Source organism: Peribacillus sp. GL_122 (assembly GCF_057835005.1).
Map to the genome: position 1 here is coordinate 4,436,760 of NZ_CM174415.1, position 25,698 is coordinate 4,462,457.

The following is a 25,698-nucleotide window of genomic DNA, read 5'->3' on the forward strand; positions in this document are numbered from 1 at the left end:
TCACCTCATAGGTATATTAGGATAAAACTCTTTTAATACGTTCGATTGCCCAATCCAAGTCTTCTTTTGTAATCACTAATGGCGGAGCAAAACGGATAACTGTATCATGTGTTTCTTTACATAGCAGTTTTTCTTCTTTAAGCTGCTCACAATAAGGTCTTGCTGCTTCTGTTAATTCGACTCCGATGAATAAGCCTCTGCCGCGAATATCTTTAATCATTGGATTCTTGATTTCTTTTAAACTATCCATAAAGTATTGTCCAAGCTCCAATGAACGTTCCGCAAGCTTCTCTTCTTCAAGAACTTCCAATGAAGCGATGGAAACCGCACATGCCAATGGATTGCCGCCGAATGTAGAACCATGGGAACCAGGATTGAATACGCCAAGGATTTCACGGTTTGCAGCTACGCAAGAGATTGGGAAAACCCCGCCGCCCAGCGCCTTACCTAAAATGTACATATCCGGAACTACTCCATCCCAGTCAGAGGCGAACATTTTTCCTGAACGTCCAAGTCCTGACTGAATTTCATCAGAAACGAATAGGACATTATTTTCTTTACATAAGTCGTAAGCTTCTTTTAAGAATCCTTGTGGCGGTATGATGATTCCCGCTTCACCTTGAATCGGTTCGATTAAAAATCCAGCCGTTTGCGGTGTAATCGCTTCTTTCAATGCATCAAGATCGCCGTAAGGGATAAGCTTGATCCCTGGCAGCATCGGTCCGAAGCCTCTTCTATATTCCTCATCGGATGATAAGGACACCGCTGCCATTGTACGGCCATGGAAGTTCCCGACACAAGCAATGATTTCAGCTTGGTTTTCTGCGATTCCCTTAACATCATAACCCCAGCGTCTAACAGCCTTGATTGCTGTTTCAACAGCTTCAGCCCCCGTATTCATAGGCAATGCCATGTCTTTTTGCGTAATGCGAGAAACCATTTCATACCATGGGCCTAATTTATCACTATGGAATGCACGGGATGTTAATGTTACGCGATCAGCTTGTTTTTTTAATTCGTCGATGATTTTCGGATGCCTGTGGCCTTGGTTCACTGCTGAATAGGCACTAAGCATATCCATATATTTGTTGCCTTCAGGATCTTCCACCCAAACTCCTTCAGCCTTCGAAATGACGATTGGAAGTGGATTATAATTGTTTGCACCATATTGTTCTGTTTGCTCGATTAATTTATCCGTTAATGTTGTCATGTTGATTCCCCCTAAAATTTATAGCGTTTCAGATGTTGTTTTTCCTTGAAGATGAAGAACTAAATAATCAGGACCGCCCGCTTTTGAATCTGTACCTGACATATTGAATCCGCCAAATGGCTGGTATCCTACAATGGCACCAGTACAGCCGCGATTGAAATACAAGTTACCTACGTGGAAATCCTCACGCGCTTGTTCAATATGTTCAATATTGTTCGAGATGACCGCACCCGTTAATCCATAATCCGTGTTATTGGCAATCTCGATTGCATGATTGAAATCTTTTGCCTTACAGAATGCAACCACTGGTCCGAAAATCTCTTCTTTCATGACACGTGCGTTTTCATCCACATCGGCAATGATAGTTGGCTGAATGAAGAAACCTTTTGAATTGTCTCCTTCTCCCCCTGCAACAAGTTTCCCTTCTTGTTTACCGATTTCAACGTAGCTCATGACTTTGTCGTAAGCTGCTTGATCGATAACCGGACCCATGAAGTTGTTTACATCCGTTGGTTCCCCGACGATTTTTTCTTTCGTTAATTCAATAACACGATTCAAGACTTGGTCATATACATCTTCCACTACGACGGTACGTGAACAAGCAGAACATTTTTGACCGGAGAATCCGAATGCAGAAGCGACGATTGATTGTGCCGCCAATTCCAGATCAGCCTCTTTATCAACAACGATCGTATCTTTACCGCCCATTTCAGCAATGACACGTTTTAACCAGATTTGACCTTCATGAACTTTTGCAGCACGCTCATAAATGCGGATTCCAACATCACGAGATCCGGTAAAGCTGATGAAACGTGTACGAGGATGATCTACCAAATAATCGCCCACTTCGGCACCGCTTCCTGGAATGAAGTTCACGACTCCTGCAGGCAAGCCCGCTTCTTCCAACACTTCGATGAATTTAGCTGCAATGACCGGTGTTGTGCTGGCCGGTTTCAATAAGACTGTATTACCTGAAACAAGAGCAGCCGTCGTCATGCCTGCCATGATCGCAAACGGGAAGTTCCAAGGTGAGATGATGACACCGACACCAAGTGGGATATAATTAAAAGCATTATGTTCAATCGGACGGCTTTCCACTGGCATGCCGTCTTTAAGCTTCAGCATTTGACGTGCATAGTATTCCATGAAGTCGATAGCTTCCGCTGTATCTGCATCCGCCTCATTCCAAGGCTTCCCTGCTTCTTTAACCAATAGTGCCGAGAAATAGTGTTTTCTTCTCCGAACGGTGGCTGCAGCCCTGAATAAAATATTTGCACGCACTTCCGCGTTAGTTTTTCTCCAAGTTTGGAATGTCTTATCTGCCGCTTGCATAGCTTGCTCAGCAAGATCCTTATTCGCTTTGGATACAGTTCCAATAACTTCTTCTTTATTTGCTGGGTTTACAGAGGTAATGACTTCATCAGTAAACACTTTTTCCCCATTAATGATCAGCGGATATTTCTTCCCTAAATCATTAGCTACATCATTCAATGCCGCTTGAAAAGCTTCTTTGTTTTCTTCGATTTTAAAATTAGTAAATGGTTCGTGTTTATATGGTTGGACCATTATGGCTCATCTCCCTAAAGTTTATGTTTTTACTTCTCCCTTATTAATCAAGCAAGTTCCGTGCCAACTTTTCATTTTTTCGAAAAAAATAATGTTTTTTCTTTTAAAATGCAATGAAATTCAGCACTTTTGGGGCAAAATTGACATAGTATGCCATTATTTTTTGCTCTAATCCCTATTTTTGTCGCTTAAACCTTACACTTTTTATTAATGCAAAATTCATGCCAACTAGAAAAACCATAAAAAACAGCGTTTTTGCACTTTTTCCGCAAAATATCTTTGCACTTCAATGCAAAATATTCTTGCTGTGCAAATTTTATTTGCGCCTTTGCTTCAATTCCTCTACAATAGCTCTAAGAAAAGAAGAAAAACGGGAGGCATTCATGCATTTAGATCAAATCATTAAAATAGAAGGTTTCCAAACCATCCTCCATTCACTAGTGGACGTAATCGATATCGGGTTACATATAATCGATATAAAAGGGCGGACCATTATATATAACAAGAAAATGGCTGAAATAGAAGGCATGGATTCAGAAGAGGTATTAGGGAAAAAGATTCACGAGATCTTTATATTCAAGGAAGAAACAGAGAGCACATTAATACGGGCGCTTCATTCTGGAAGGAAAACCGAAAACTCGAAGCAGACCTACTTCAATAATCTCGGACAGGAAATTACAACAATCAATAATACGTTTCCTATTTTGGATCAGAATCAAAATATCATCGGAGCCATTGAAGTGGCAAAGGATATAACGAATCTTGAAAGAATCATTAAAGATAATATCTTGAATAAAGGCGATACGAAATATACGTTTGACAGCATCATCGGAACGAGTGAGAATTTCTTGGAAGTCATTGAAAAAAGCAAGCGTTCGACCAGGACGGCATCCTCCATCCTCATTGTCGGGGAGACGGGAACGGGAAAAGAACTCTTTGCCCAAAGCATCCATAATGGCAGCAGCCGTTCGACACATCCTTTCATCAGCCAAAACTGTGCTGCCCTGCCAGATAGTCTTATTGAAGGAATTCTTTTTGGTACGAAGAAAGGGGCCTTCACCGGATCGATTGAAAGGCCAGGTTTATTCGAACAGGCACAAGGCGGGACCATCCTTCTTGATGAAATCAATTCCTTAAATCCGAATATGCAGGCGAAATTATTAAGGGCCCTTCAAGAAAGGACGATTCGCCGTGTTGGGGATACAAAAGATAAAAATATTGACGTACGGGTCATAGCAACGATAAATGAAGATCCAATAGATGCCATTGCAAATGATCATTTACGAAAGGATTTATATTATCGATTAAGTGTCGTTTCGTTATTCATCCCGCCTCTTCGTGAACGGAAAGAGGATATTCCCTTGCTGGCGCAATCCTTCATCGAGAAATTCAATGCGCTGTTCGAATTGAATATTGAAGGGATCAGCGAAGAGGTCTACTCGCTTTTTTATGATTACGACTGGCCCGGGAACGTAAGGGAACTTGAACATATCATTGAGGGGGCCATGAATTTAATGGAACCTGGCGATACAAAAATTGCCATCACCCACCTTCCGACTTTATTTAGGAAGAAAGCCCATTTGGAAGACATTCATCCCGAAAGAAAAGAGAATCATGCAAATGGAGATTTACAGGAGTCGACCTTATCTCTTGATGATTATATCGCCAATACTGAAAAGCAATATTTGGAGAAAATCTTAAAAGAACATGGCATGAATATCTCCCAAGCTGCCAAGGCATTGAATATTAGCCGCCAAAGCCTTCAATATCGCTTGAAAAAGTATCAGGTCAAATAACATCATTCCCGCACAAAAAAGGCCCCCATTAATATGGAGGGCCTTCTTTGCCTGCTATTCATTCCACTCGCAATTAGAATGTTTCAGCCGCTTTTGCAACGTTTTCCAAACCATCCGCGATGATTTTTTGTGTCCGATCCGGATACTGATTATGGCCTTCAATGACCACGACCTCAGGATTGTTGATTCCCCATAGGCCAATGATATTTTTCACTAAATTCACGGCCATTTCAGCAGAAGCCATTCCTTCTAATGCATAATCAGAACCGCGGGCATTCAATAGCATGACTTTTTTATCACCAGCATACCCGACAGGACCTTCCGCCGTATAATTGAACATTTTACCGGCTTGTGCCAAATAGGAAAGGTATGTGATTAGCGGTGCTGGAACCGTTGAGTTCCATAGAGGGAAAGCGAATACCACTTTATCCATGGCCAGGAATTGATTTAAATATTGGTCAACCAGTTCGGCCGCCTTTTCCTCTTCGGCTGTCAGTTCAAGACCTTGGTTGCGTTTATACAACCCGGTTATCGCCGTATTTCCATAGTAAGGAAGTTCTTCTTTAAATAAATCCAGCTCAGTCACTTCATCTGTACGGTGTGTCTCTTTATATGCTTTTAAGAATGTGTCATACATTTTCGAGCTGATTGCCTGATCTGCTGGACGATCATTCACTTTAACGAATAATACTTTTGTCATTTTTTCATTCTCCCCTGCCGCGGTTTCTTTATTTCCAAATAATCTACTTAAGAATCCCATTATCCTCACCCTTGCTTTCTGCTTTAAATTCAGACGACTAAATGAATCTCATTGCCAGATGGATCTGTTACTGCGAAAAACCCTTCTTTTTCCGTGACGGCAGCTCCGATTCCTTTCAGTTGCTCCGTTACTTTGTTTCTCGCATCTTCATCTGCAAAAACGAGAGTATACCAGTTCAGCCCCACACTATTTTCCTTTGGAGCTGGGGCGCCAACGCCATTCCATGTGTTCAACCCGATGTGATGATGATATCCGCCGGTTGAAGTAAAGAGCGCTCCTCCATATCGATTCACAACGGTAAACCCAAGACCCTGCATGTAAAACTCCTCCGTTTTACGTAAATCCGCTACATGCAGATGTATATGCCCCATTAAAGTACCTGCAGGGAGTTTGCTCCACTCACCATCGCTTTCTTCCAGAAGGTCATTCCCATCCAACGGATCCGTGCCCATAGCGACTTCCCCACTGGCCCATCTCCAATCAGTGGATGGCCGGTCAGAGTATACTTCAATGCCATTGCCATCCGGATCGGTAATGTACAGCGCTTCACTCACTTCATGATCCGCCGCTCCAAATGGATATTTCGTTTGAAGTAAATGTCGTAAAAAAATCGATAAGTCGGCTCGGCTTGGCAGCAAAAGGGCAAAGTGATATAAGCCCGTCGTCCGCCCTTCTTTCGGAATCACATCCGCAGGCTGCTCAAGTGTCAGCAACGGGGTCTTTCCGTCTGTCGTTAAAACAGCTTGCCGGTCGGCTTTCTTCAATACTTGAAGACCGATGATTTCTTGATAAAACAGAATGGCCTTATTCAAATCCAAAACATTTATACTGACTTCGCCAACAAAAGTAATTGGTTTTTGATGAAAATTTTTATCCATATTGTCACTTCCCTTTTTTATTGAAAATCAAATGATCCAAAGAAACAACCGTGCGGTTTGCACACGCTAGATAGACAGACATGGCCAGCAGCGCCAAGTCCAGTTCGTAGCCCGCCACTTGCCCGTTTCCAAGAAAACCGGCAGGTAATTTTGCCGTGAAGATCGCCCCCGCCATAATGACCGCAAATAGGACGGAAACGATTCGTGTTCCCAAACCCAGTATAACCGCAATTCCACCGATCAATTCGATTCCTGCAACGATGTATGCCATGAAGCCAGGAATGCCAAGACTATCGAAAAATCCAGCCGTATTCCCTATGCCCCCTTGAAACTTTGAAACTCCGTGAATGAAAAAAGTAAGACCTAAAATCACCCTTAAAAAAACTTGACCTGCATCATTTTTATTCATGTATGAATTCTCCTTTTGTTAGTTACTTTATGTAAGTTATTATATTTTAATAAGTTTATAATGTCAAGTAAGTTTATAGGAATATCTTTTTTTCCCTAAATAAAAACGAATTGCCGAAGCAACTCGTTCATCACGATTTAAAAATCAAATAATAACTTATTCAAACATCGAAATCAGTTCTTTTGTGTATGAATGGCGATCGCTGCAAAAAAGCTGTTCGTTTTCGAAAGAATCCACAATCCCCCCTCCTTTCATCACCATGATACGTTGGCTCATCTCCTGTACAGCCGATAGATCATGAGAAATAAAAAGGTAAGAAATGTTCAAAGTCTCCCGAAGCCCGTCTAACAATTTCAGCACCGCCGCTTGTGACAGAACGTCCAGGCTTGAAGCCGGTTCATCCAATATAATGAGGGCCGGTTCAATGCTGATCGCGCGGGCAATGGTCACCCGCTGCTTTTGTCCGCCGCTTAGCTCATGCGGGTAACGTTCAGCAAAACTCTTTGGAAGCTCCACGGTTTCCAGCAGCTGTCTGATAAAGTTCGCTTCACCTGTATACGTAAAATGTTTCATATTGACCTGGCTGCCAAATTGAAGATATGGATCCATTAGTGAATCTTTTATCCTTAGTTTTGGATTCAAGGCCGATGCAGGATTTTGCAAAACGGCCTGGATGTTCTTACGATACGGTTTTAAACCGCGTTCGCTTTTGTTTTGCAGCGCGGTTCCTTCAAATAGGATGCTGCCCTGGTCAAAAGATTCAATCTGAAGGATGAGTCTTGCCAGTGTGCTTTTTCCGCAGCCGCTCTCTCCCACTAACCCGAGGCATTCCTTCCTTTCGATGCTGAAATTCACGTTCCTTAGTATTTCCACTCCGTTATCATAGCTTTTATGGACATTTCGCACGTCTAATAAAGTCATCCTGACACTCCTTCAAGCTTAAATGGAATTCTGCTCAATGATGGCGATGATTGAATCAGTTTATTCGTATAAGCATGCTGCGGATGATTTAATACCTGATTTTTATCACCGGTCTCAATGATGGCACCGTCTCTCATGACCGCAATGCGATCCGCATACTTCCTGACATGACGTAAATCGTGGGTAATGAATAAGACCGCACATCCGGTTTCTTTTTGGAGCCTTGATAACAGCTGTAAGACCTTAAAGGAAGATACACTGTCCAAGGCTGTGGTCGGTTCATCCGCTATCAAAATATCCGGTTCAAGCAGCAGGGCTATCGAAATGGATACGCGCTGAAGCTGCCCACCGCTTAATTGAAAAGGATATCTGCCGTAGATATCTTCATTCAGGCCCACCGATATGAGCGCCTTGACCGCCTGCTGCCTCCTTGCCTTTTTGGAAAGGTTCAAATGTGTTCGCTGATATTCGTCGAAATGTTGACCGATAGTAAGGAACGGTGTGAATGAACCCTGGTAATCTTGAAAAATATATGCCAGGCGCTTTCCGCGAATCTTCCTGATTTCAGAGGAAGATAGCGTTAAAAGATTCTTTTCCACGTACCAAATTTCCCCCTTCGCTTGGAGATTGGGTGCCAGCAGCTGACATATTGCCATGGCCGTCATGCTTTTGCCGCTCCCACTTTGTCCGACAAGTGCGAACCACTCACCTTCCTGCACATCTAATGAAAGATCCTTGACGATATGATTTTGCTTTCCCATGATATTTAGCTGCCTCACGGATAAAATGCTCATGATCCCACCTCCTTTTTCACATCGAATGCATCGCGCAAATAATCACCGAGTATGTTGGATAGCAGGACGGCAAATACGATGGCGAGCCCCGGGTAAATCATCAGCAACATATTCGATTGAAAGTATGGACGGGCATCATTCAGCATGGCTCCCCACTCTGGTGCCGGCGGCTGCGCCCCGAGCCCGATATAGGATAAGGAAGATATGAGCAAAATGATTTTTCCTAAATCAAGGCTAGCCAATACAAGCACGTTCCCGATAAGGTGCGGAAATAGATGCTTCCGCATAATCCCAAATGAACTTAATCCATTGATTTTAGCAGCAGTGACATAATCCTTCCGACGTTCGGTGATCACCGTACTTCGCACAAGCCGGGCATAATTCACCCATTTCACTAGAACGATTGCCAACAGGAGATTTTCGATTCCTGGCCCTAATAAGCCACTAAGCACAATGGCAACGATCGTATCAGGGAATGCGAGAAATGCGTCTGCAATGCGCATGAAGGTCCGATCGATAAGACCTCCTTTAAAACCGGCAATCACCCCGAACGGGACGCCGATGATAACAGCGGCAAACAGAGATAAGAGACCGTAGCCAACCGTCAGCTGGGCGCCAAGCAGAAGACGTGTCAATACATCACGCCCTAGATGATCCGTCCCTAACGGATGTTCCATGCTCGCCGGCCATAGCCTTTCTCCGAGATTGACCAGTGCGGGATCATGTTTCAGGATAAGAAAGGTGTAAGCCGAAACGGCAAGGACTGCAGCCATCACCGTAAAAAGGATGGTCATTCTCCAGCGCCTTTTGGATTTTTTTTTGATAACTAACTCCATTTTCCATGCTTCCTTTCCTTCAGTCTTAGCTCCGGATTTAAATAGCGATAAGATAAATCCACGGCGCTATTAACCATGAATACAATGATGGCCATGACCAACAGGTATCCTTGGATGACTGGATAATCCCGTGAACGAATCGAGTCCACGACCATCTTACCTATGCCTGGATAGGCAAAAATCACTTCGATCACCACTACACCGCCGATCAGGCTGCCGAGGCTGACACCGAATACGGTAATGACCGGGGGCAGGCTATAACGAAATGCATGGGCAAAGAATATCCGCATTTCCGAAATCCCCCTTGATCGGGCAGCCCTGATGAAATCATGACTGAGGGAATCAATCAAACTCGAACGCAGCAAACGGACGTACACACTTGTGATGGCCAGCCCCAACGTGACTGATGGCAGTATCAAAGAACGAAATCCGTCCCTGCCCATTGTTGGAAGGGCCCCCCACCGTACCGCAAATAAATCCATCAAGAGCAGTCCCAGCCAAAAGCTAGGAATGGATGCGCCCAACAAAGAAACAGCACGGCTTATCTGATCAATCCAGCTTCCCCTGTACAAGGCAGCAAGCGAACCTAATGGAATGGCTATACCAAGCATCACAAACAAAGCGCCAACCGCCAGCTCAAGTGTTGCAGGCAGCCCGCTCATGATCATCTCCATCACAGGCTGATTCGTCAGATAGGAATTACCGAATTCCAATTGGATAAAGTCCCTAAACCAATCGCCATACTGCACTAACAGCGGATCATTGAACCCCAATTCTTCACGAAGCTCATTGACTTGTTCGTTTGTGATCGACACATCATCCACTTGAAGTATCGAGAGAACCGGGTCCCCTGGAGCAAGCCGAACAAAAAGGAAAGAGATGAATGTAATCACAAGGACAAAAATCACGACCTCCATGAATCGCCGCACTAAGATGCTGAACATTCACTTCACATCCAGTTCATTCGTCAGCATGTAGTATTCGCTTCTCGAAGTAATCCAGTTTTTAACTTTATCAGCATCATAAGCAACAAGTGTATTCGGATGTAAAATGAAAGAATTATACACTTGTTCATCAACATACATCGCAATATCCTCAGCTAAATCCGAGCGCTTCTCCTGCTCGACCGTTACGTTCAGCTTATCAATCAGGGACGTCAGGTGATCATCATCGGCCCCACTGAAGTTCAAGGCTCCCTTTGGATGATAGGTAGCATTTAAATAATAGCCGGCATCCCCGCGCGGAGCCGTTAAATTGCTGTAGGTCGTTAAATCCCAATCGCGATTGGCAGCCATATACTCTTCAGGGATTTCTATTTGCTTGATTTTCACATCAATCCCCAACTGGCCGGCATCAGATTGAAAAACTTGGGCAATTAACGGCAGGTCGGCACGTGAACTGTATGTAAGAAGTGTAAACGTTAACGGTTTGCCGTCTTTTTGCATGACACCATCAACTTTTTTATATCCCGCCTGATCAAGAAACCCCTTAGCCGCTTCCATTCCATTCACTTTTTTCGGATAGTCCGGAGCAAAAGAGAAAGTGGACGGAAATGGCCCTGTTGCCACTTCTGCATGACCATGTAAAATCGTATCAGCAATGGATGAACGGTCGATCAAGGCATCTATCGCCTTTCGGACTTGTATGTCCTGCAGTGCTTTACGTTCCAAATTCATCGTCATTTGATGTACTCGGAAAGTGGATGTCGATTCAACCTTCACACCATCTATCGCCTCTAAATTTCCCAGGCTTTCCACTTCCGGACGGAAAACAATATCGGCGTCTCCCGATTCAAGGGCAAGGGACCGTGCATTGGCATCTTCATTAAACGAAAACCTGGCTCTCTCTAGCTTTGCGGCTCCATCCCAGTAAGACTCATACCGTATTAAATCAACAGCCGTACCAGGTATGAATTTCGAAACGGCAAATGGCCCTGTTCCTATCGGCTTGTTTATATAGTCACGTTCCTTCACATCAATAATCGATGTATTTGGATGGACCAATTCAGAAGGAAACTCAGGAAAGGGAACCTCCGTCTTAATGGTCAGCGCATTCCCATTCGCTTCAATCGATTCAATGCGCAAAGCATTCTTTATCGCCGGACTATCCTTCATCGCCCTCTCCAAGGAAGCCTTTACCGCTTCGCCATCCATCGGCTTTCCATTCTGAAAAGTCACACCCTCCCTTAACTCAAAATTCCATAACTGACCCTCCTTGCTATCCCAGCTTTTCGCCAGCCAAGGTTCGATGGTCAAATCCTCATCATTGAGATGCACCAATGTCTCAGTGATCCCAGCCCTTAGTGACACATAACTAGTATCAACATTCGGATCAAGCGAGCTAGCCGCAAAATTAAAAAGCAAGTTCACTCCCTTCTCCCCTCCCACTTCATCATTCGCAGACTCGGTGGAACAAGCAGCCAAAAGAAAGAATGAAAAACATACAATAAAAATCGATTTACATTTTCTGAACACGATAGATTTCCTCCATTACCTCAACTATTTTTAATGGCTGTTGCAAAATCGTATTGATTACGATTTAGAACGCAGCTTTGCTTTACTATCATGACAAACCAGGCAACGCACTGCCAGTAGCTATCCGAAATCAAACTATGTAATGCTCCTTGAGAGTAAACATTAATTCACGAGTAAATGCATCAAACTCACGAGTAAACGCTCTAAACCCGTGAGTAACAGCTTAAATCTCGTGCAATACCCGCAAAATCTTGTGTAAAATCAACCAACTCGTGTTTGAACACCAATTCACGAGTATTTGTGCCAAACTCACGAGTAAACGCTCCAAACTCACGAGTAAACGCTCCAAACTCACGAGTAAATGCATCAAACTCACGAGTAAACGCTCTAAACCCGTGAGTAACAGCTTAAATCTCGTGCAATCCCCTTCAAAATCTTGTGTAAAATCAACCAACTCGTGTTTGAACACCAATTCACGAGTATTTGCGTCAAACTCACGAGTAAATGCGCCAAACTCACGAGTAAACGCTCCAAACTCACGAGTAAATGCTCCAAACTCACGAGTAACGGCTCTAAACCCGTGAGTAACAGCTTAAATCTCGTGCAATAGCACCCAAAATCTTAAGAAATAACAACTAACTTTTGATTTACTGCACTAATCCGCATTTTGTAAAACCTAATCTCATAAAAAAGCTCCTTTCAAACAAATCATAATGATTACGATTTATACCTTAAATAAACCCTCTTATCTTGACTGTCTTTCATTATAAAACGTAATGATTACTGTTTACAAGGTTTTTTTAAGTTTTAAAGTTTATCTGATATATAATTGGCTTTTTGATTAAGAAAAAACTCCTGAAAAAAGATTTCAGGAGTTTTCGGCTTTTATTTCAAGTTGTTGTAGTGGTTGAAAACTTCTTTGGTTATTTCGCTATTTTCGTCCAATCCGCTAACTTCTTTAAGTGCTGTAGCTATACCGTGTTCTTTGATCATCGTTTGCAGTTTAAGGGCTTCTTCATCTTCGTTAAAATCAAAGAGTAAAGCGGCGGCTATCGCTTTCGCCAGATTAGTATAGGAAAGTCCGGCTTTTTTAGCTTCTACGGCAGGGCGCACGAGGCGGTCGTTTGGCCCGAGCTTGCGCAGCGGTGAACGGCCGACTCTATTCACCGAGTCATTCAGGTAGGAGTTTTTAAATCGATTAATGATTTTTTCGATATACTGCTGATGCTCATCTGCATCCAAACCGTATTGCTTTATTAAATAAGCGCCCGTTTCCCCTAAGGTTTTCTTGACTTGCTCTACAATGCCTGCGTCCTCCAATGATTGGTCAATCGTCGATTTATTATTTTTGAGATAACCGAGGTAAGCAATGACGGCATGTCCTGTATTAACGGTGAACAGTTTTCTCTCAATGAACGGAGCGAGTTCTTTTACAATGGTCATCCCTTCCACGGCAGGAATGCTTTTATTCGTTTCAACGACCCATTCATAATAAGGTTCCACCAAAACATCGAGTGATCCTTCGTTATTTTGGATAGGAACGATGCGATCGACTGCTGAGTTAAAGAAGTATACTTTATCGGCTAGTTTTTCTTTTGTATCTTGATCCAAGTTTTCTAGAATGTAGCCTTCTAAAAGGTCTGTTGCCGATATTTGGTTTTCACAAGCGATCACATATAATTTTTCATCGGTTTCCTTTACCCTTGAGGCTAATCCTTTTGCAATTAAAGGCGCGATATGAGGCAAAATATTGGGACCGATAGCAGTAGTGAGGTAGGTTGCTTCGGAAATTGCTTTAATGATTTCCTCTTCCTGCTTTAAGCTGTTTAAACCCGAAACATTTTCTACTGTTACGGATTCTTGTTGATCAGTAGCCAGTTTGACTTGGTATTGCTTTTTATCATTTAACTGATCGATGATTTGATCGGCTATGTCCACAAAAGTCACATGATATCCAGATTGTGAAAAGAGTGCTCCGATAAATCCTCTTCCAATGTTTCCTGCACCGAAATGTACTGCTTGTTTCATTACAATCATCCCTTTATCAAGTTAGTATATAAATAATCCAAAAATATGGCTTCCAGCCTTCTGTTAATCATTTCCTCGTCCGAAGATGAAAAAATCATGATGGATTCATTGCTTTCAATTAAGCTTGAGCTTATTAAGCTGACGATTTCCTGCTGCTTCACACTCAATTCTTCAGGTGCCAGCATCAGCAGTAAATTTTTCATATGGACTTCATTTCCATCCATACCTTTGACCAGTCGATATTCCTCCAGGTGGGCCACCTGAAATATCAGTTCTTTCACATTCTTGTGTCTCGTATGGAAAAGGCCCATTCCAGTGCCAGGAATGCCTAAACCACCTTTTTTTTCCCGTTCGTTCAAGGATTCGATTACATCATCCGCACCCATTAGCAGTGATTCATTTTCAGCCATTCTGACCATTTCTTCGATGATCTCTGGATGTCCTTTAAGATGCGGCAGCCGATAAAACCGGAAATTATCCATGATTGACTCGATGCTCTGCTGGGCATCTTTCAATTCCTGCAGCACTTCTTTCAATTCGCCATCCTCTTTTTTGGTCACGGTATCCTTATGGGCTGAATGACTGCCATAACGCTTATTCTTCGTGAAGTTTTCGATATTCTTCCTTAAATAATTCCTGATGTTCAATATATTCTCTTCACTCAAAAGAGGGGATACAAGAATATAATCACTATCGATATACGGAAGCCGGACGGTAGAAATGATCACATCATAGTTTTTCAGGCTGCCCTGCTGCTGGATGTCTTTGATCGTCTTGATTTCTACAGTCTCGATTTCGATGATTTCTTTTTTGATCCGGCTTGCAAGCATCTTCGACGTGCCGATACCTGTCGGGCAAACGATGAGTGCCCTTATTGATATTTCTTCCTCCCGTAGCACTAATGCAGATCCGAAATGCAGGACGATGAAGGCTATTTCATCTTCGGGAAATTCTCTTATTTCTTTGAATCCCTTTTCCAGACTGGTCTTTACTGCCAAAAAGAGAACCGGATACTTTCGTTTAATATCTTCGGTTAAGGGGTTGTACAATCCCATTTCCTGTTTGATCCGGAAAAGCGATGGTTCCATATGGGCAAGGAGCCCTTGATACAATGGGAAATCCTTGGTCAAATCGATTTGCAGTTGTGCCGAAACATCTTTTATCAGGTTTCTTATCAGCTGGCCAAGCAACACACTGTCATATGGAACAGCATCCGCCGCATGAAGCTTGGAACCTTTAAGGATGGCTGCCAGGTAGCTTATATCATCGATGGTAAAAGAGACTTCCAGCATGGTGCTGAGTTCCTTGCCTATTTTATTCATGAGATTATTCTCATCGGAAAGTTCGCTTATTTTCTTGAAGTCCTTCTCCAAAAAAAATTGGCTTTCATTCCTTTGCAGGGTTACATAAATATGTACAATTAACCCTATATACCCGCTATCCGCCAATCGAGAATGGACACTGTTAAAAGTGGAAAACAGCACCCCATCGATAGCCTGAAGATATTCGGGATCGAAATAGTCGAGGATTTTCGCTTCTGGGAATTTTCCTTCTTGCAACAAAAATAAACTTTCAATCAGCTCTTCATTAAAAAAGTGCAAAAAATAGGCGGCCTGTGCTTTCCGTTTATTTTCTTCAGTGCCGGCAAGCTCTATTCCGACTCCCCTTTTTCTCGTAATCACGATATTAAAATTCTTTAACCATTCAGTCAGTTCGTCCAAATAGGTTGTAAGAGTCGTAATGCTTATACCGAGATCCCCCGCAAGAACTTGAGTTTTATATGATTCTTCCTGCAGTAAAGCTAACAGGAGATGCAACTTTCTTTCTTGTGGCGTTTGATCGATTGGATGATTGCCCATCAGGTGCTGTACAAGCCGAAAGACTTGTTCATTCTTCCCGTCGATGGTCAGTCCCTCATGTGTATTTCGTGTTAAATGCAACTCAAATGATTGCAGGATTTTTTCTATGGACTTCAGATCACGTTGAACAGTCCGGACACTAACATTCAATTGTGTCGCAATGGATAAGGCTGTATGTTTTCCAGAAGTTTTTATGATCAATTCTATGATTGCTTTTTCCCTTGAAGTAATATACATGCTACCAACTCATTTCTGGTGGAGTAACACGAGAAAATACTGAATAGAAAAGCGTAAAACGCTTTTCTATTCTTGGTTAAGTTTATTTAATTATTTCCGACATTTATAATATCCATCAATTCCCTGGCTGATGTGGCTTTAACCATCTTTTCGATATTTTCCATCTCAGAGCAGGTAACTGCAATGCCAGATAGAATTTCAAGATGTGTACCGTCCTTGCCGGCAATGCCGAATATCAATCGTGCCTTTTGGCCATCAAAGTCGACTCCATTAGGAATTTGTAGAACGGTAAATCCAGATTTAAGGACATCTTTCTTAGCTTCCTCGGTTCCGTGCGGAATGGCTACATCATTCCCCATATAGGTTGAAGTCAATTCATCACGGGCAATCATTGCTTCAATATAGCTTTCCTTAACGTAACCTGCATTGACCAAAGCTCTTCCCGCAAAGCGGATCGCTTCTTCCTTATTGGCGAATTGTTGATTAAGGAAGACGTTTTCTTCGCGAAGCAATTCATTATCATCCTGCTCATCAACGTTGATGCCAGGCTCGATTGAATGTTCACGAACACCGGGAACCTTCTCTTCAGCATCTTCGACGATTTCATGCAGCTCATCGGTGCCATCGTCCTGAAGCCGTGCAAGCAATGAATCGTATTCAGGGCTCGATAGAAAATTATCGACGGATACATGATAAGCATTCGGCACTTTATTCTGTGCCCTTGGAGTTAACTCTTCCTGTGTTATGACGATTTGTGCATCAGCAGGAATGTTCGAGATCGCCGTATTGGTAACGGTGATATTCAATCCGGCTTCCTTCACCTTCTTGCGAAGCAGCGAAGCTCCCATCGCACTTGACCCCATCCCAGCATCACAGGCAAATATTATTTTGCTGACGTTCGTTGGCATCGTTCCCGGATCTGAAGCGAATACATCGGCAACAGAGCTTTTCTTGCCTTTCATTTCTTGCATTTTTTTCGCGGCATCTTCAATATTCTCTTCAGATTGCTTTCCTGTTTTCAGGATGAATGCACCGACGATGAATGAAACAAGGGCGGCTACGATCACGCCTGCAAAGTTAGCAATATATGCGCCCGCATTATGCGGAGTTACTGCTGTAATGGCAAGTATGCTGCCTGGAGAAGCAGGAGCGAACAATCCTCCGCCTAGTAGGACCAATGTGAAAACCCCACTCATGCCTCCAAGAATGACGGCTAAAAATAACATCGGCTTCATTAGGATATAAGGGAAATAAATTTCATGGATCCCGCCGAAGAAATGAATGATGGCAGCTCCTGGAGCCGATTTCTTCGCCGTTCCCTTTCCAAAAAAGCAATAGGCAAGCAATACGCCGATACCCGGTCCAGGATTCGATTCCAGCAGGAACAGGATTGAAGCCCCTGTTTGTTTAACTTGCTCTACACCGATTGGTGATAGTACACCATGATTGATGGCATTGTTCAAGAACAATACCTTGGCAGGCTCGATCAGGATACTTGTCAACGGCAGTAAACCTGTACCGACAAGCCAATCGACTCCTGCTACAAGCCAGCCTGTAAATACGTCTACAGCAGGCCCGATGGCCAAGAAGGATAGAATGGACAATAAGCCGCCAATTATCCCCGCTGAGAAATTATTAACAAGCATTTCAAAACCGGCTTTTATTTTCCCTTCAATCAATTGATCGAATTTCTTGATGACATATCCGCCGAACGGTCCCATTATCATGGCGCCAAGGAACATCGGGATATCAGATCCGACGATGACTCCCATTGTCGCAATGGCACCGACTACGCCGCCACGGTGGTCATGGATTAGCTTACCACCCGTATACCCAATTAAAAGCGGCAGTAAAAACGTAACCATCGGTGTAACCATTTTGGCAAGGCTTTCATTTGGCAGGAAACCAGATGGGATGAATAGGGCAGTGATTAGCCCCCATGCTATGAAAGCTGATATATTCGGCATGACCATTGAACTTAGAAAGTTACCGAACTTTTGAACTGTAACTTTTATATTAAAGTGAGCCATTTTGCACTCTTCCCTTCATATTAATATAGTTTCCTTTAATCTTAAGGTACGTACCTTCCGCATTCAATAAAAGTAAAAGCTAACTTTGTCGCGAAAGAGAAGACAAACATAATGTATCTCACTTTTCCAGATTTATTCAGTGCTTGATAAAGACAAAAAAGAGTCCCGTTCGCATCTTGGCGAACGGGACTCTTTAGGTCTTTATAGCGGGATGATTCCCAATAGGACACATACCACTATCATGACAAGCGTCGATCCGCATGCCCATTTCAGGAAGGTACGCTGCAATGCACCGAAATCTTCCCCTACCATTCCAACCAATAGATAGGTAGATGGAACAAGCGGGCTTAATAGATGGACGGGCAACCCTAATAGTGAAGCTCTGCCGATCAGGGCAGGGTCAATTCCATAAGCAGCTCCCGCTTTAGCAAGCAATGGGAGCACACCATAATAAAATGCATCATTAGACATGAAGAACGTAAAAGGTGCTGAGATGATGGCTGTGATGACAGCAAAATGCGCACCCATTTGTTCTGGAATATGCTGAATCAAAGAGTTTGCCATGGCATCGACCATTTCCGTACCGGCAAGGATTCCAGTGAAGACACCTGCTGCAAAAATCATCGAAATTACAGATAAAGCATTGTCCGCATAGTTTGCCACACGCTCTTTTTGATCACTAAGTTTCGGATAATTAACCGTAATGGCAATGGCAAAACCTATCATGAACAGAACCGCTGAAGGCATAAGTTCCATAATCAGCGCCACCAGCAATGTAAGAGTCAATGCGTAATTGAATATAATCATTTTAGGACGCTTAAGATAAGCATCTTCCGTTGCAGCCGCTTGCTGTGCCATAACATGATAATCGACTTCTATGATCCCGATCCTTTTTCTTTCTTTTTTACCCAGGCAATATGCCATGAAAAGGACGAACAGGACTCCGCCGATCATCGCTGGGATGACAGGAGTGAAAACATCGGACATTTCAAGTTTTAAAGCGGTCATCACCCGTGCTGTAGGTCCTCCCCAAGGAAGAAGGTTCATGACTCCAGATGACGAAACGGCAATACCGGCCAATACAAGCGGTCTCATACCAATCCGTTTATATAGCGGAAGCATGGCTGAAATCGTTATCATATATGTGGTTGTACCATCTCCATCCAAGGAAATCAGCAAAGCCAGAACTGCCGTGCCGATCGCAATTTTCACTGGATCTCCTTTTACAACTTTAAGTATCGTATTGATGATCGGATCAAAAACGCCAGCATCGATCAAAATGCCAAAGAAAAGGATCGCAAATAAAATCATGATTCCCGTTGGCGCAACGTCTTTGATCCCTTCCAGCGCCATCTCACCCATTTTACCGCCAAACCCGCCAATAAGTGCAAAGGCACTTGGTACTGCAATCAAAGCTATCATGGCTGAAAGTCGCCCTGTCATAATTAAAATCATAAACGCTACTATCATTAAGTATCCTAATAAAGCGAGCATATCAATCACTCCTTATCTTCTAATAAGGTAAATTGTATATGAAACCGCTTCATTTGTAAGCGTTCTCAATTTATTGTGTTTTAAAACTATTTTGTTATTTTTGTTCATTGTGTTCACGGAAGCGATTTTTCGAGGCTGAACCGGCGCCACTCCCCGGGTTGAATGGCGGGTTCTTTAAAGAAATGATTGCAATTATTAAGAAAACTTTGACTATATCTTTATCGCCGGCAAAGGCATGCTACTGCGCATTTATTCTTCAAAAGATAGATTTGCCGGTCCATCCAAGAGGTCACTTCCGTAATCTATATTGGTCGTTGGTGTATCTTTACTGACTTCCTCGAATTCCAGTTCATCGATCCATACTTTGCCACGCCCTGAAAGAAGGACCCCGAATGAAATGATTGCACTGTTTTCAGGTACATCCAAGACAATATAATAATGGTTCCATTCCGTATCGTTAACGATGGGCCGATTCCCCATATTGTCAAATTGCAAAACATCATGAAGGGCATTATCCACCCTCATCCATAAACCACAAAATCCATCAACATCTTTTGATTTTATAAAACCCGACAGTTTCATTCTTTTACCAAGGTAATTTTCCGCATTGAATTGTTGCATCATCGTTGCAAATTCCTCCTTGGATTCCGCAGTGACGGATTTCAGGTAACCTGATGCCTGGCCTTTATGGAAAGTCTCCCGGTCAATTCCCATTTTATAATTGAATGGATGACTCCCGCTTAAATTCCACCCTTTTAATAATTGTTCGTTTTTCATCGTCATTTCCTCCTTTTGCAAGGTTAATTTACTTACGAGTTTCCGATATTGCCCTGGCGGCAGTTCATAATATTTCTTAAATGAACGAGTAAAGGATTCTTGTGTTTCAAAGCGGTAATAAAAAGCAATGTCGATTATTTTTTCATCTGTATAAAGCAGCATGTTAGCTGCATTGGCGATCCTTCGATATCGAATATATTCTGATACGGTCACACCAACCTCCTTGCGAAAAATACGATGATAATGAAATTTCGAAAAACCTGCGAATCGTGCGATGTTCTCCAAGGACAATTCCTCTTGTAAGCTATTCTCTATATATTCAATCGTTTTTTGGATGATGGGACTGTATCTCATTTCCGAACCTCCTTAAGAATAAGATAACAGATTAAAACATCGTTTTTTTGACATATATTGCTTTTTTTGAAATCTTTCAATTCTTGCATGCATAAAAAAAACACCTCCAATCTTGAAGGTGCTTCACACTTAATTCTATTGAATTTTATAATATCTTCGCTCAGGTCTTCCCACTACCCCGTATACGACTTCCGCTTTACATTTCTTAACGGATATCAAATATTCCAGATAGCGTCTCGCGGTTGTCCTGGAAGCGCCGATCTGGCCGCTCACTTGCTCAGCAGACAAACCGATATCGCTTGCTTTAAGTACCTCGATCACTTTCGCCAAAGTGATTTCGTCGACCCCTTTCGGTAAGGCCGGCCCATCGTTCGTTTCCGCAATCGCAGTTCCCTTATTCAAAATGAGATCAACAAAATCCTGATCTATCTCTTGTTTGGATTTCATCAGATGGACTTTCTTCAGATACTCTTCGATAACTTGGTTGAAACGCTTCATTTCCACTGGTTTAATTAAATAATTCTCTACACCATAGTGAAGCGCCTTTTCAAGTTGGTCTTTATCCGTTGCCGCGGTAATCATGATGATATCCACATTCGGGAACTTTTCCCGTATGTCCGGAAGAAGGTCTGTACCAAGTTGATCCGGCATATAAACATCAAGCAAAAGCAGATCCGGGCTTTTTTGCTCCAAGATCCGAAGCGTTTTTTTTGCATTGACAGCTTTTCCGACCACTTCTATTTCATCAAAGTTTTTTAAGAATTTTTCATGGATATCCGCTACACGAAAATCATCTTCTGCGATGACTGCTCTTATCTTCAGCATTCTTTCCCTCCTCACTGTTCTTTAGGAAGATACACGGTGAATATGGTGTTTCCATCCTCGCTGTAAACTTCGATGATGCCGCCCAGCTCTTTGACGACATGATCAGCATTCGAAAGTCCATAACCACTCGGACTTCCGCTGTTTTTCGAAGTGAAACCCCGATCGAAAATATGGGCGATGGCATCCTCAGGTATTCCTTTTCCGTTATCACTCACTTCAAATACCATATCATTTCCGATATCTGTGGCGAAAAATTTCACGAGCGGCTCTTCCATGCTTGAAACCGCTTCAAGTGCATTATCGATAATATTGCCTAGAATCAATGTTAGTTGTGACAATTTTATATGATCCGGCAGTTTCTCTAGGTAACTTTGTGCGTCTATTTCAAAGATGATCTTCTTCTCCGATGCTTTCCCTATCTTTCCAAGTAAAAGGGCTTGTACCTTTGTATCTTTTATCTGTTCGAACACGACACGGTTCAGGGAATGCAATTCGGATGTTTCGCTTTGAATCATATCTATTGCTTCATCATATTCGCCTAATTGTATCAAACCTGAAAGGACGTATAGTTTATTGGTGAACTCATGGGTTTGTGCCCTTAAATCCTCTGAATGCATCTTCACTTCCGATAATGTGTTGACCATTTCCTCAATTTCCGTTCGATCACGGAACGAAGCGACAACACCGCTTACCCCTTCACTATCGAAGATTGGCGTACAATTGACGATAACGGATTTATCTTTCCATGAAATCTCCTTATCCACTTGCGGTTCACCGGACTTCAGCACTTCGAATAAATATTTCGAAGGAAATAGGCCATCCACATTCAAATGGCGAACGGACTCTTGAATATCCAGCAATTTTTTTGCCGGCTGATTCATCGAGGTAATCAACCCATTTTGGTCAATGGCCAGAATCCCTTCTTTTACCGATTGAAGCACTGCATTTTTTTCTTTATATAAATTGGCGATTTCAAATGGTTCCAGCCCCAAAGTATCTTTACGTATGCTCCTTGCCAGCATATAACTGCCAATGATCGATATCATGATGGCCACTAAAGATACAATCATCTCTTTGGACAAGTCCTTGAAAATTTGGGCGCGGACATCGTCGACTAAAAAACCGACGGAGACGATTCCAATTATTTTTCCATCCGCATCGAATACCGGTGACTTCCCCCGAATGGAAAGACCGAGGGATCCTGCCGCTTCGGAAACATAATATTCGCCTTCCTGAATGGCCCTTGCATTATCCCCGCCTTCCATCCGCTTCCCAATTTCGGAAGCAAGCGGATGGGAATAGCGAATTCCCTCTTTATTCCCGACAACGATGAACTCAGCCCCTGTTTCCCTGCGGATCTTTTCGGCAATCGGCTGAATTGTCCTAGCGGGATCATCCGTTTCAAAGGCCTCTGTAACAGTAGGCATGAAGCTAATCGTCTTTGAAAGTTCCAACGCCAATTGACCTTTATCCTTCGCTATTTGCCTTCCTTCCATATAGGAAAAAGTAGTCGTCAATAAAATAATCAAAAACAGGCTCAACGATAAGACTAACCCGAGAATCTTGGTTTCAATCGATACTTTCCTCATATTCAACAGCATCCTCTATTTTCATTTTCATTCACTAAATTTTATAGGAGCATAATGATTTTACCATTTCTATTAAATATTGAACATTGTTGGCCTTTTATTTCTCCACATTCAAAAATGAAAGGATTTAAATAACAAAACAAGGTATAATTTAACAAAAAAGGAGTGCTAAATGAATTTCTTGATTCCTTTTCAAATGATTTATATGATCATCATCACCCTTTTGCTTATTAATGATTTTTTTTCAGTAAGTTTTCTATCTCATATCGTTTCACCCGAGGTACTTCTTGGAGTTATGATCGGTTTATTTCTCAGTGTCCTATTTAAGAAAGATGGTCACACCGATCATGATGTGAGGATCAAGGCGCAGTTGTTTTACACCATGTATCTCCTTTCCCTAGTCGGTGTGTTGACCGCTTTAGGGGGTCGATCAACGATAGGCATTTCCCTTAATGATCTTTTTCTTTGGATAGTGCTGCTTCTGTCTTGCTGCCATACCTTTTGTATTGGAAGAAAGCAAAACAATCTGAAACATAAAATACTCAAAGGAAACATCTCCTTTGAGCATTTTTTCAAAAACAGCTAAATGAATTGATTTGTCTTGTATCGATACCAAAAATCGTCCAGAACCTGCCATTCCACCTGAAGCCGGCAACAGAACGCGGACCGACGAAAATGGGGTAATACCAGAAACTCGCACCATTGTTTAGCCATATAAAAGTATTCCTGAACAGACAAAACGAAATGGCACCTGGATCTACGGCAAATGTTGAAGCCGATTGCTGTTGAGGGATAAACGCTGGCGGGGGAGCTGTTGGTGCTTGCGAACTCGGCGGTGGTCCTGGTTGACCTGGAAATTGAGGCGCACCGGGAAAACCGGGTTGGCCTGGAAAGCCCTGTGATCCTGGTATGCCTGGAATGCCGGATAGACCGGGAAACTGCCGTTCAAGAAAAACTTGATCTTCATAATGATACGTTGGGTACATATACATGGTCATTCACCTCTATAAGATTGAATGTAATAAGTTATGATATATGGACTCAAGGTGTTTGGGCAGGAAATGCAGTTTATCTCCGTATATAGAGATATATCGACGTAATCTACTGTTTTATCTCCGAATTTAGGGATATATCGACGTAATCTACTGATTTACCTCCGAATTTAGAGATATATCGACGTAATCTACTGTTTTATCTCCGAATATAGATATATCGACGAATTCTATAGTTTTATCTCCGAATTTAGAGATATATCGACGTAATCTACTGTTTTATCTCCGAATAGAGATATATCGACGAATTTTATAGTTTTATCTCCGAATATAGAGATATATCGACGTAATCTATAGTTTTATCTCCGAATTTAGAGATATATCGACGAAACCTACTGTTTTATCTCCGAATTTAGAGATATATCGAAGTAATCTACTGTTTTATCTCCGAATTTAGGGATATATCGACGAAATCTATAGTTTTATCTCCGAATTTAGGGATATATCGACGAATTTTATAGTTTTATCTCCGAATAGAGATATATCGACGTAATCTATAGTTTTATCTCCGAATAGAGATATATCGACGAAACCTATAGTTTTATCTCCGAATTTAGAGATATATCGACGTAATTTATAGTTTTATCTCCGAATAGAGATATATCGACGTAATCTATAGTTTTATCTCCGAATATAGAGATATATCGACGTAATCTATAGTTTTATCTCCGAATAGAGGTATATCGACGAAACCTATAGTTTTATCTCCGAATTTAGAGATATATCGACGAAACCTATAGTTTTATCTCCGAATTTAGAGATATATCGACGAAACCTACTGTTTTATCTCCGAATTTAGAGATATATCGACGAAACCTACTGTTTTATCTCCGAATTTAGAGATATATCGACGAATTTTACTGTTTTATCTCCGATTATAGAGATATATACGAAGTCAATATAGCAATCTCCATAAATAGAAGGTCGCATAGGATTCCCAATCGGCCCACGCTTCCGATAGTTTCAGGATTTCCGCTTTCGTTGGTTTTGCTTCCGTTTCCATGACCAGTTTCATGGAATTATGCAGCCCGACGTCATCGATGGGAAAGGCTGCGGGAAAACGCAAACAGCGCATCAAGACATAGTTCGCTGTCCACGGACCGATTCCCCGTATTTTGGTCAGCATTTTTTCGGCCTCTTTTACATCCTTTGCATTTAACAGCTTTTCTATAGTAAGTTCCCCTTCTGCAATCAGTTGAGCAACTCCTATTAAGTATTCACACTTCTTCACCGTCATCCTCAAATCGGCAAAATCCTCGACCGTCAATTTCGCGATCACATCAGGCTTTGGAAACAGCCAATATTGCTTTCCTTCGAATTCAACAAAATCACCAAATCCCTCCACAAGCCTCCGTTTCAAGGTATAGGCATATGTCAAGTTAATCTGCTGTCCAAGTATTCCCCAGGCAATCGCTTCAAATAAATCCGGGATGCCCATATTTCTCAAACCGAAGAATTGGCTTACCGGCTTGTGCAATAAAGGGTCATTTTGGGCCAGCTCATAAAAAGGAAGCAGGTTTGTCTCAAGATCGAACCAATGACGAACGTATTGGGAAACAGCATCCTTTACCTGATTATCCATCGGTGCAGTTCGTCCTGGAAACCGAACGGTCAGTTTCGTTTCATCCATCGCACTGATTTCCACTAGGAGTGTCTCGTTTTCGACAACAAGTGCTCGATAAATTTTTTGATCAACAATATCGAACAGACATTCATTGGAGGATCTTGATAGGTATTTAAGATTTTCCGAAAAACTAAACTCCTTTGGTGCATGAATCCTCAATTCAAGCATGCCTTCATCCATTGATA

The 25,698-nt window shown here is 42.3% G+C and carries 21 protein-coding genes; 2 read left to right on the forward strand and 19 right to left on the reverse strand.

The window, feature by feature from the left end; translation table 11 throughout:
* Positions 1-16: 16 nt before the first annotated feature.
* A complete protein-coding gene (locus AC3ISB_RS21465) occupies positions 17-1,210 on the reverse strand; it encodes an ornithine--oxo-acid transaminase (protein ID WP_098373604.1) in 1,194 nt (397 codons plus the stop codon).
* An 18-nt stretch (positions 1,211-1,228) separates the two neighbouring features.
* Positions 1,229-2,776 carry an L-glutamate gamma-semialdehyde dehydrogenase gene (pruA, locus tag AC3ISB_RS21470; protein WP_489274200.1) on the reverse strand — a complete coding sequence of 516 codons (1,548 nt, stop codon included), beginning with the start codon at positions 2,774-2,776 and terminating at the stop codon, positions 1,229-1,231.
* 398 nt (positions 2,777-3,174) lie between these two features.
* Between pruA and AC3ISB_RS21475 the strand changes: the two genes are divergently transcribed.
* Positions 3,175-4,572: a sigma-54 interaction domain-containing protein gene (locus tag AC3ISB_RS21475; protein WP_377408674.1), complete on the forward strand. Its 1,398-nt coding sequence runs from the start codon at positions 3,175-3,177 to the stop codon at positions 4,570-4,572.
* A gap of 73 nt (positions 4,573-4,645) precedes the next feature.
* Here AC3ISB_RS21475 and AC3ISB_RS21480 read toward each other — a convergent pair whose 3' ends face one another.
* The 15 genes from AC3ISB_RS21480 to AC3ISB_RS21550 form a co-directional block, all read right to left on the reverse strand.
* Positions 4,646-5,332, reverse strand: coding sequence for an FMN-dependent NADH-azoreductase (locus AC3ISB_RS21480; protein WP_098373601.1), 687 nt, complete (start codon positions 5,330-5,332; stop codon positions 4,646-4,648).
* Positions 5,333-5,361: 29 nt separating this feature from the next.
* The gene (locus AC3ISB_RS21485) at positions 5,362-6,210 is read right to left on the reverse strand and encodes a VOC family protein (RefSeq protein WP_098373600.1); all 849 of its coding nucleotides are present in this window, start codon (positions 6,208-6,210) and stop codon (positions 5,362-5,364) included.
* Positions 6,211-6,214: 4 nt separating this feature from the next.
* On the reverse strand, positions 6,215-6,619 hold the full coding sequence (locus tag AC3ISB_RS21490; protein ID WP_489274203.1) for a DoxX family protein: 405 nt from the start codon (positions 6,617-6,619) through the stop codon (positions 6,215-6,217).
* A gap of 156 nt (positions 6,620-6,775) precedes the next feature.
* On the reverse strand, positions 6,776-7,540 hold the full coding sequence (locus AC3ISB_RS21495; protein WP_141994847.1) for an ABC transporter ATP-binding protein: 765 nt from the start codon (positions 7,538-7,540) through the stop codon (positions 6,776-6,778).
* Positions 7,537-8,334: an ABC transporter ATP-binding protein gene (locus AC3ISB_RS21500; RefSeq protein ID WP_489274205.1), complete on the reverse strand. Its 798-nt coding sequence runs from the start codon at positions 8,332-8,334 to the stop codon at positions 7,537-7,539. Before AC3ISB_RS21500 ends, AC3ISB_RS21495 begins: the two co-directional genes overlap by 4 nt.
* The gene (gene nikC / locus AC3ISB_RS21505; protein WP_098373596.1) at positions 8,331-9,170 is read right to left on the reverse strand and encodes a nickel transporter permease; all 840 of its coding nucleotides are present in this window, start codon (positions 9,168-9,170) and stop codon (positions 8,331-8,333) included. Before nikC ends, AC3ISB_RS21500 begins: the two co-directional genes overlap by 4 nt.
* The gene (gene nikB, locus AC3ISB_RS21510) at positions 9,161-10,114 is read right to left on the reverse strand and encodes a nickel ABC transporter permease (protein ID WP_144549074.1); all 954 of its coding nucleotides are present in this window, start codon (positions 10,112-10,114) and stop codon (positions 9,161-9,163) included. Before nikB ends, nikC begins: the two co-directional genes overlap by 10 nt.
* A complete protein-coding gene (gene nikA, locus AC3ISB_RS21515) occupies positions 10,115-11,644 on the reverse strand; it encodes a nickel ABC transporter substrate-binding protein (RefSeq protein WP_489274208.1) in 1,530 nt (509 codons plus the stop codon).
* A gap of 885 nt (positions 11,645-12,529) precedes the next feature.
* Positions 12,530-13,672, reverse strand: a complete 1,143-nt coding sequence (locus tag AC3ISB_RS21520) for a mannitol-1-phosphate 5-dehydrogenase (RefSeq protein ID WP_489274210.1) — start codon at positions 13,670-13,672, stop codon at positions 12,530-12,532.
* A gap of 5 nt (positions 13,673-13,677) precedes the next feature.
* Positions 13,678-15,768 (reverse strand): BglG family transcription antiterminator, encoded by a 2,091-nt coding sequence (locus tag AC3ISB_RS21525; protein WP_489274212.1) that lies wholly within the window; start codon positions 15,766-15,768, stop codon positions 13,678-13,680.
* An 86-nt stretch (positions 15,769-15,854) separates the two neighbouring features.
* A complete protein-coding gene (locus AC3ISB_RS21530) occupies positions 15,855-17,798 on the reverse strand; it encodes a PTS mannitol transporter subunit IICBA (protein ID WP_489274214.1) in 1,944 nt (647 codons plus the stop codon).
* A gap of 201 nt (positions 17,799-17,999) precedes the next feature.
* Entirely contained in the window at positions 18,000-19,292 is a 1,293-nt protein-coding gene (locus tag AC3ISB_RS21535; RefSeq protein WP_098373766.1) for a CitMHS family transporter, read from the reverse strand.
* 249 nt (positions 19,293-19,541) lie between these two features.
* Positions 19,542-20,423 carry a helix-turn-helix transcriptional regulator gene (locus AC3ISB_RS21540; protein ID WP_489274217.1) on the reverse strand — a complete coding sequence of 294 codons (882 nt, stop codon included), beginning with the start codon at positions 20,421-20,423 and terminating at the stop codon, positions 19,542-19,544.
* 135 nt (positions 20,424-20,558) lie between these two features.
* Positions 20,559-21,248, reverse strand: a complete 690-nt coding sequence (locus AC3ISB_RS21545) for a response regulator (protein ID WP_489274219.1) — start codon at positions 21,246-21,248, stop codon at positions 20,559-20,561.
* 11 nt (positions 21,249-21,259) lie between these two features.
* Positions 21,260-22,837, reverse strand: a complete 1,578-nt coding sequence (locus AC3ISB_RS21550) for an ATP-binding protein (protein WP_489274221.1) — start codon at positions 22,835-22,837, stop codon at positions 21,260-21,262.
* A 172-nt stretch (positions 22,838-23,009) separates the two neighbouring features.
* Between AC3ISB_RS21550 and AC3ISB_RS21555 the strand changes: the two genes are divergently transcribed.
* Positions 23,010-23,423 carry a hypothetical protein gene (locus AC3ISB_RS21555; protein ID WP_489274223.1) on the forward strand — a complete coding sequence of 138 codons (414 nt, stop codon included), beginning with the start codon at positions 23,010-23,012 and terminating at the stop codon, positions 23,421-23,423.
* On the opposite strand, the gene AC3ISB_RS21560 is transcribed toward AC3ISB_RS21555, so the two are convergent.
* Both AC3ISB_RS21560 and AC3ISB_RS21565 read right to left on the reverse strand, forming a co-directional pair.
* Positions 23,410-23,829: a collagen-like protein gene (locus AC3ISB_RS21560; protein ID WP_489274225.1), complete on the reverse strand. Its 420-nt coding sequence runs from the start codon at positions 23,827-23,829 to the stop codon at positions 23,410-23,412. The two genes, AC3ISB_RS21555 and AC3ISB_RS21560, sit on opposite strands and share 14 nt — an antisense overlap.
* Before the next feature lie 955 nt (positions 23,830-24,784).
* Complete coding sequence (locus AC3ISB_RS21565; RefSeq protein WP_489274227.1) at positions 24,785-25,693, reverse strand: DNA-3-methyladenine glycosylase family protein; 909 nt, start codon at positions 25,691-25,693, stop codon at positions 24,785-24,787.
* Between the last annotated feature and the right edge of the window lie 5 nt (positions 25,694-25,698).

Excerpts from the sequence above, each read along its gene's own strand:
- AC3ISB_RS21465 (WP_098373604.1), bottom strand. The coding sequence starts at position 1,210 with ATGACAACATTAACGGATAAATTAATCGAGCAAACAGAACAATATGGT.
- pruA (WP_489274200.1), bottom strand. The coding sequence starts at position 2,776 with ATGGTCCAACCATATAAACACGAACCATTTACTAATTTTAAAATCGAA.
- AC3ISB_RS21480 (WP_098373601.1), bottom strand. The coding sequence starts at position 5,332 with ATGGGATTCTTAAGTAGATTATTTGGAAATAAAGAAACCGCGGCAGGG.
- AC3ISB_RS21485 (WP_098373600.1), bottom strand. The coding sequence starts at position 6,210 with ATGGATAAAAATTTTCATCAAAAACCAATTACTTTTGTTGGCGAAGTC.
- AC3ISB_RS21490 (WP_489274203.1), bottom strand. The coding sequence starts at position 6,619 with ATGAATAAAAATGATGCAGGTCAAGTTTTTTTAAGGGTGATTTTAGGT.
- AC3ISB_RS21495 (WP_141994847.1), bottom strand. The coding sequence starts at position 7,540 with ATGACTTTATTAGACGTGCGAAATGTCCATAAAAGCTATGATAACGGA.
- AC3ISB_RS21500 (WP_489274205.1), bottom strand. The coding sequence starts at position 8,334 with ATGAGCATTTTATCCGTGAGGCAGCTAAATATCATGGGAAAGCAAAAT.
- nikC (WP_098373596.1), bottom strand. The coding sequence starts at position 9,170 with ATGGAGTTAGTTATCAAAAAAAAATCCAAAAGGCGCTGGAGAATGACC.
- nikB (WP_144549074.1), bottom strand. The coding sequence starts at position 10,114 with ATGTTCAGCATCTTAGTGCGGCGATTCATGGAGGTCGTGATTTTTGTC.
- AC3ISB_RS21520 (WP_489274210.1), bottom strand. The coding sequence starts at position 13,672 with ATGAAACAAGCAGTACATTTCGGTGCAGGAAACATTGGAAGAGGATTT.
- AC3ISB_RS21525 (WP_489274212.1), bottom strand. The coding sequence starts at position 15,768 with ATGTATATTACTTCAAGGGAAAAAGCAATCATAGAATTGATCATAAAA.
- AC3ISB_RS21530 (WP_489274214.1), bottom strand. The coding sequence starts at position 17,798 with ATGGCTCACTTTAATATAAAAGTTACAGTTCAAAAGTTCGGTAACTTT.
- AC3ISB_RS21535 (WP_098373766.1), bottom strand. The coding sequence starts at position 19,292 with ATGCTCGCTTTATTAGGATACTTAATGATAGTAGCGTTTATGATTTTA.
- AC3ISB_RS21540 (WP_489274217.1), bottom strand. The coding sequence starts at position 20,423 with ATGAGATACAGTCCCATCATCCAAAAAACGATTGAATATATAGAGAAT.
- AC3ISB_RS21545 (WP_489274219.1), bottom strand. The coding sequence starts at position 21,248 with ATGCTGAAGATAAGAGCAGTCATCGCAGAAGATGATTTTCGTGTAGCG.
- AC3ISB_RS21550 (WP_489274221.1), bottom strand. The coding sequence starts at position 22,837 with ATGAGGAAAGTATCGATTGAAACCAAGATTCTCGGGTTAGTCTTATCG.
- AC3ISB_RS21555 (WP_489274223.1), top strand. The coding sequence starts at position 23,010 with ATGAATTTCTTGATTCCTTTTCAAATGATTTATATGATCATCATCACC.
- AC3ISB_RS21560 (WP_489274225.1), bottom strand. The coding sequence starts at position 23,829 with ATGTATATGTACCCAACGTATCATTATGAAGATCAAGTTTTTCTTGAA.
- AC3ISB_RS21565 (WP_489274227.1), bottom strand. The coding sequence starts at position 25,693 with ATGGATGAAGGCATGCTTGAATTGAGGATTCATGCACCAAAGGAGTTT.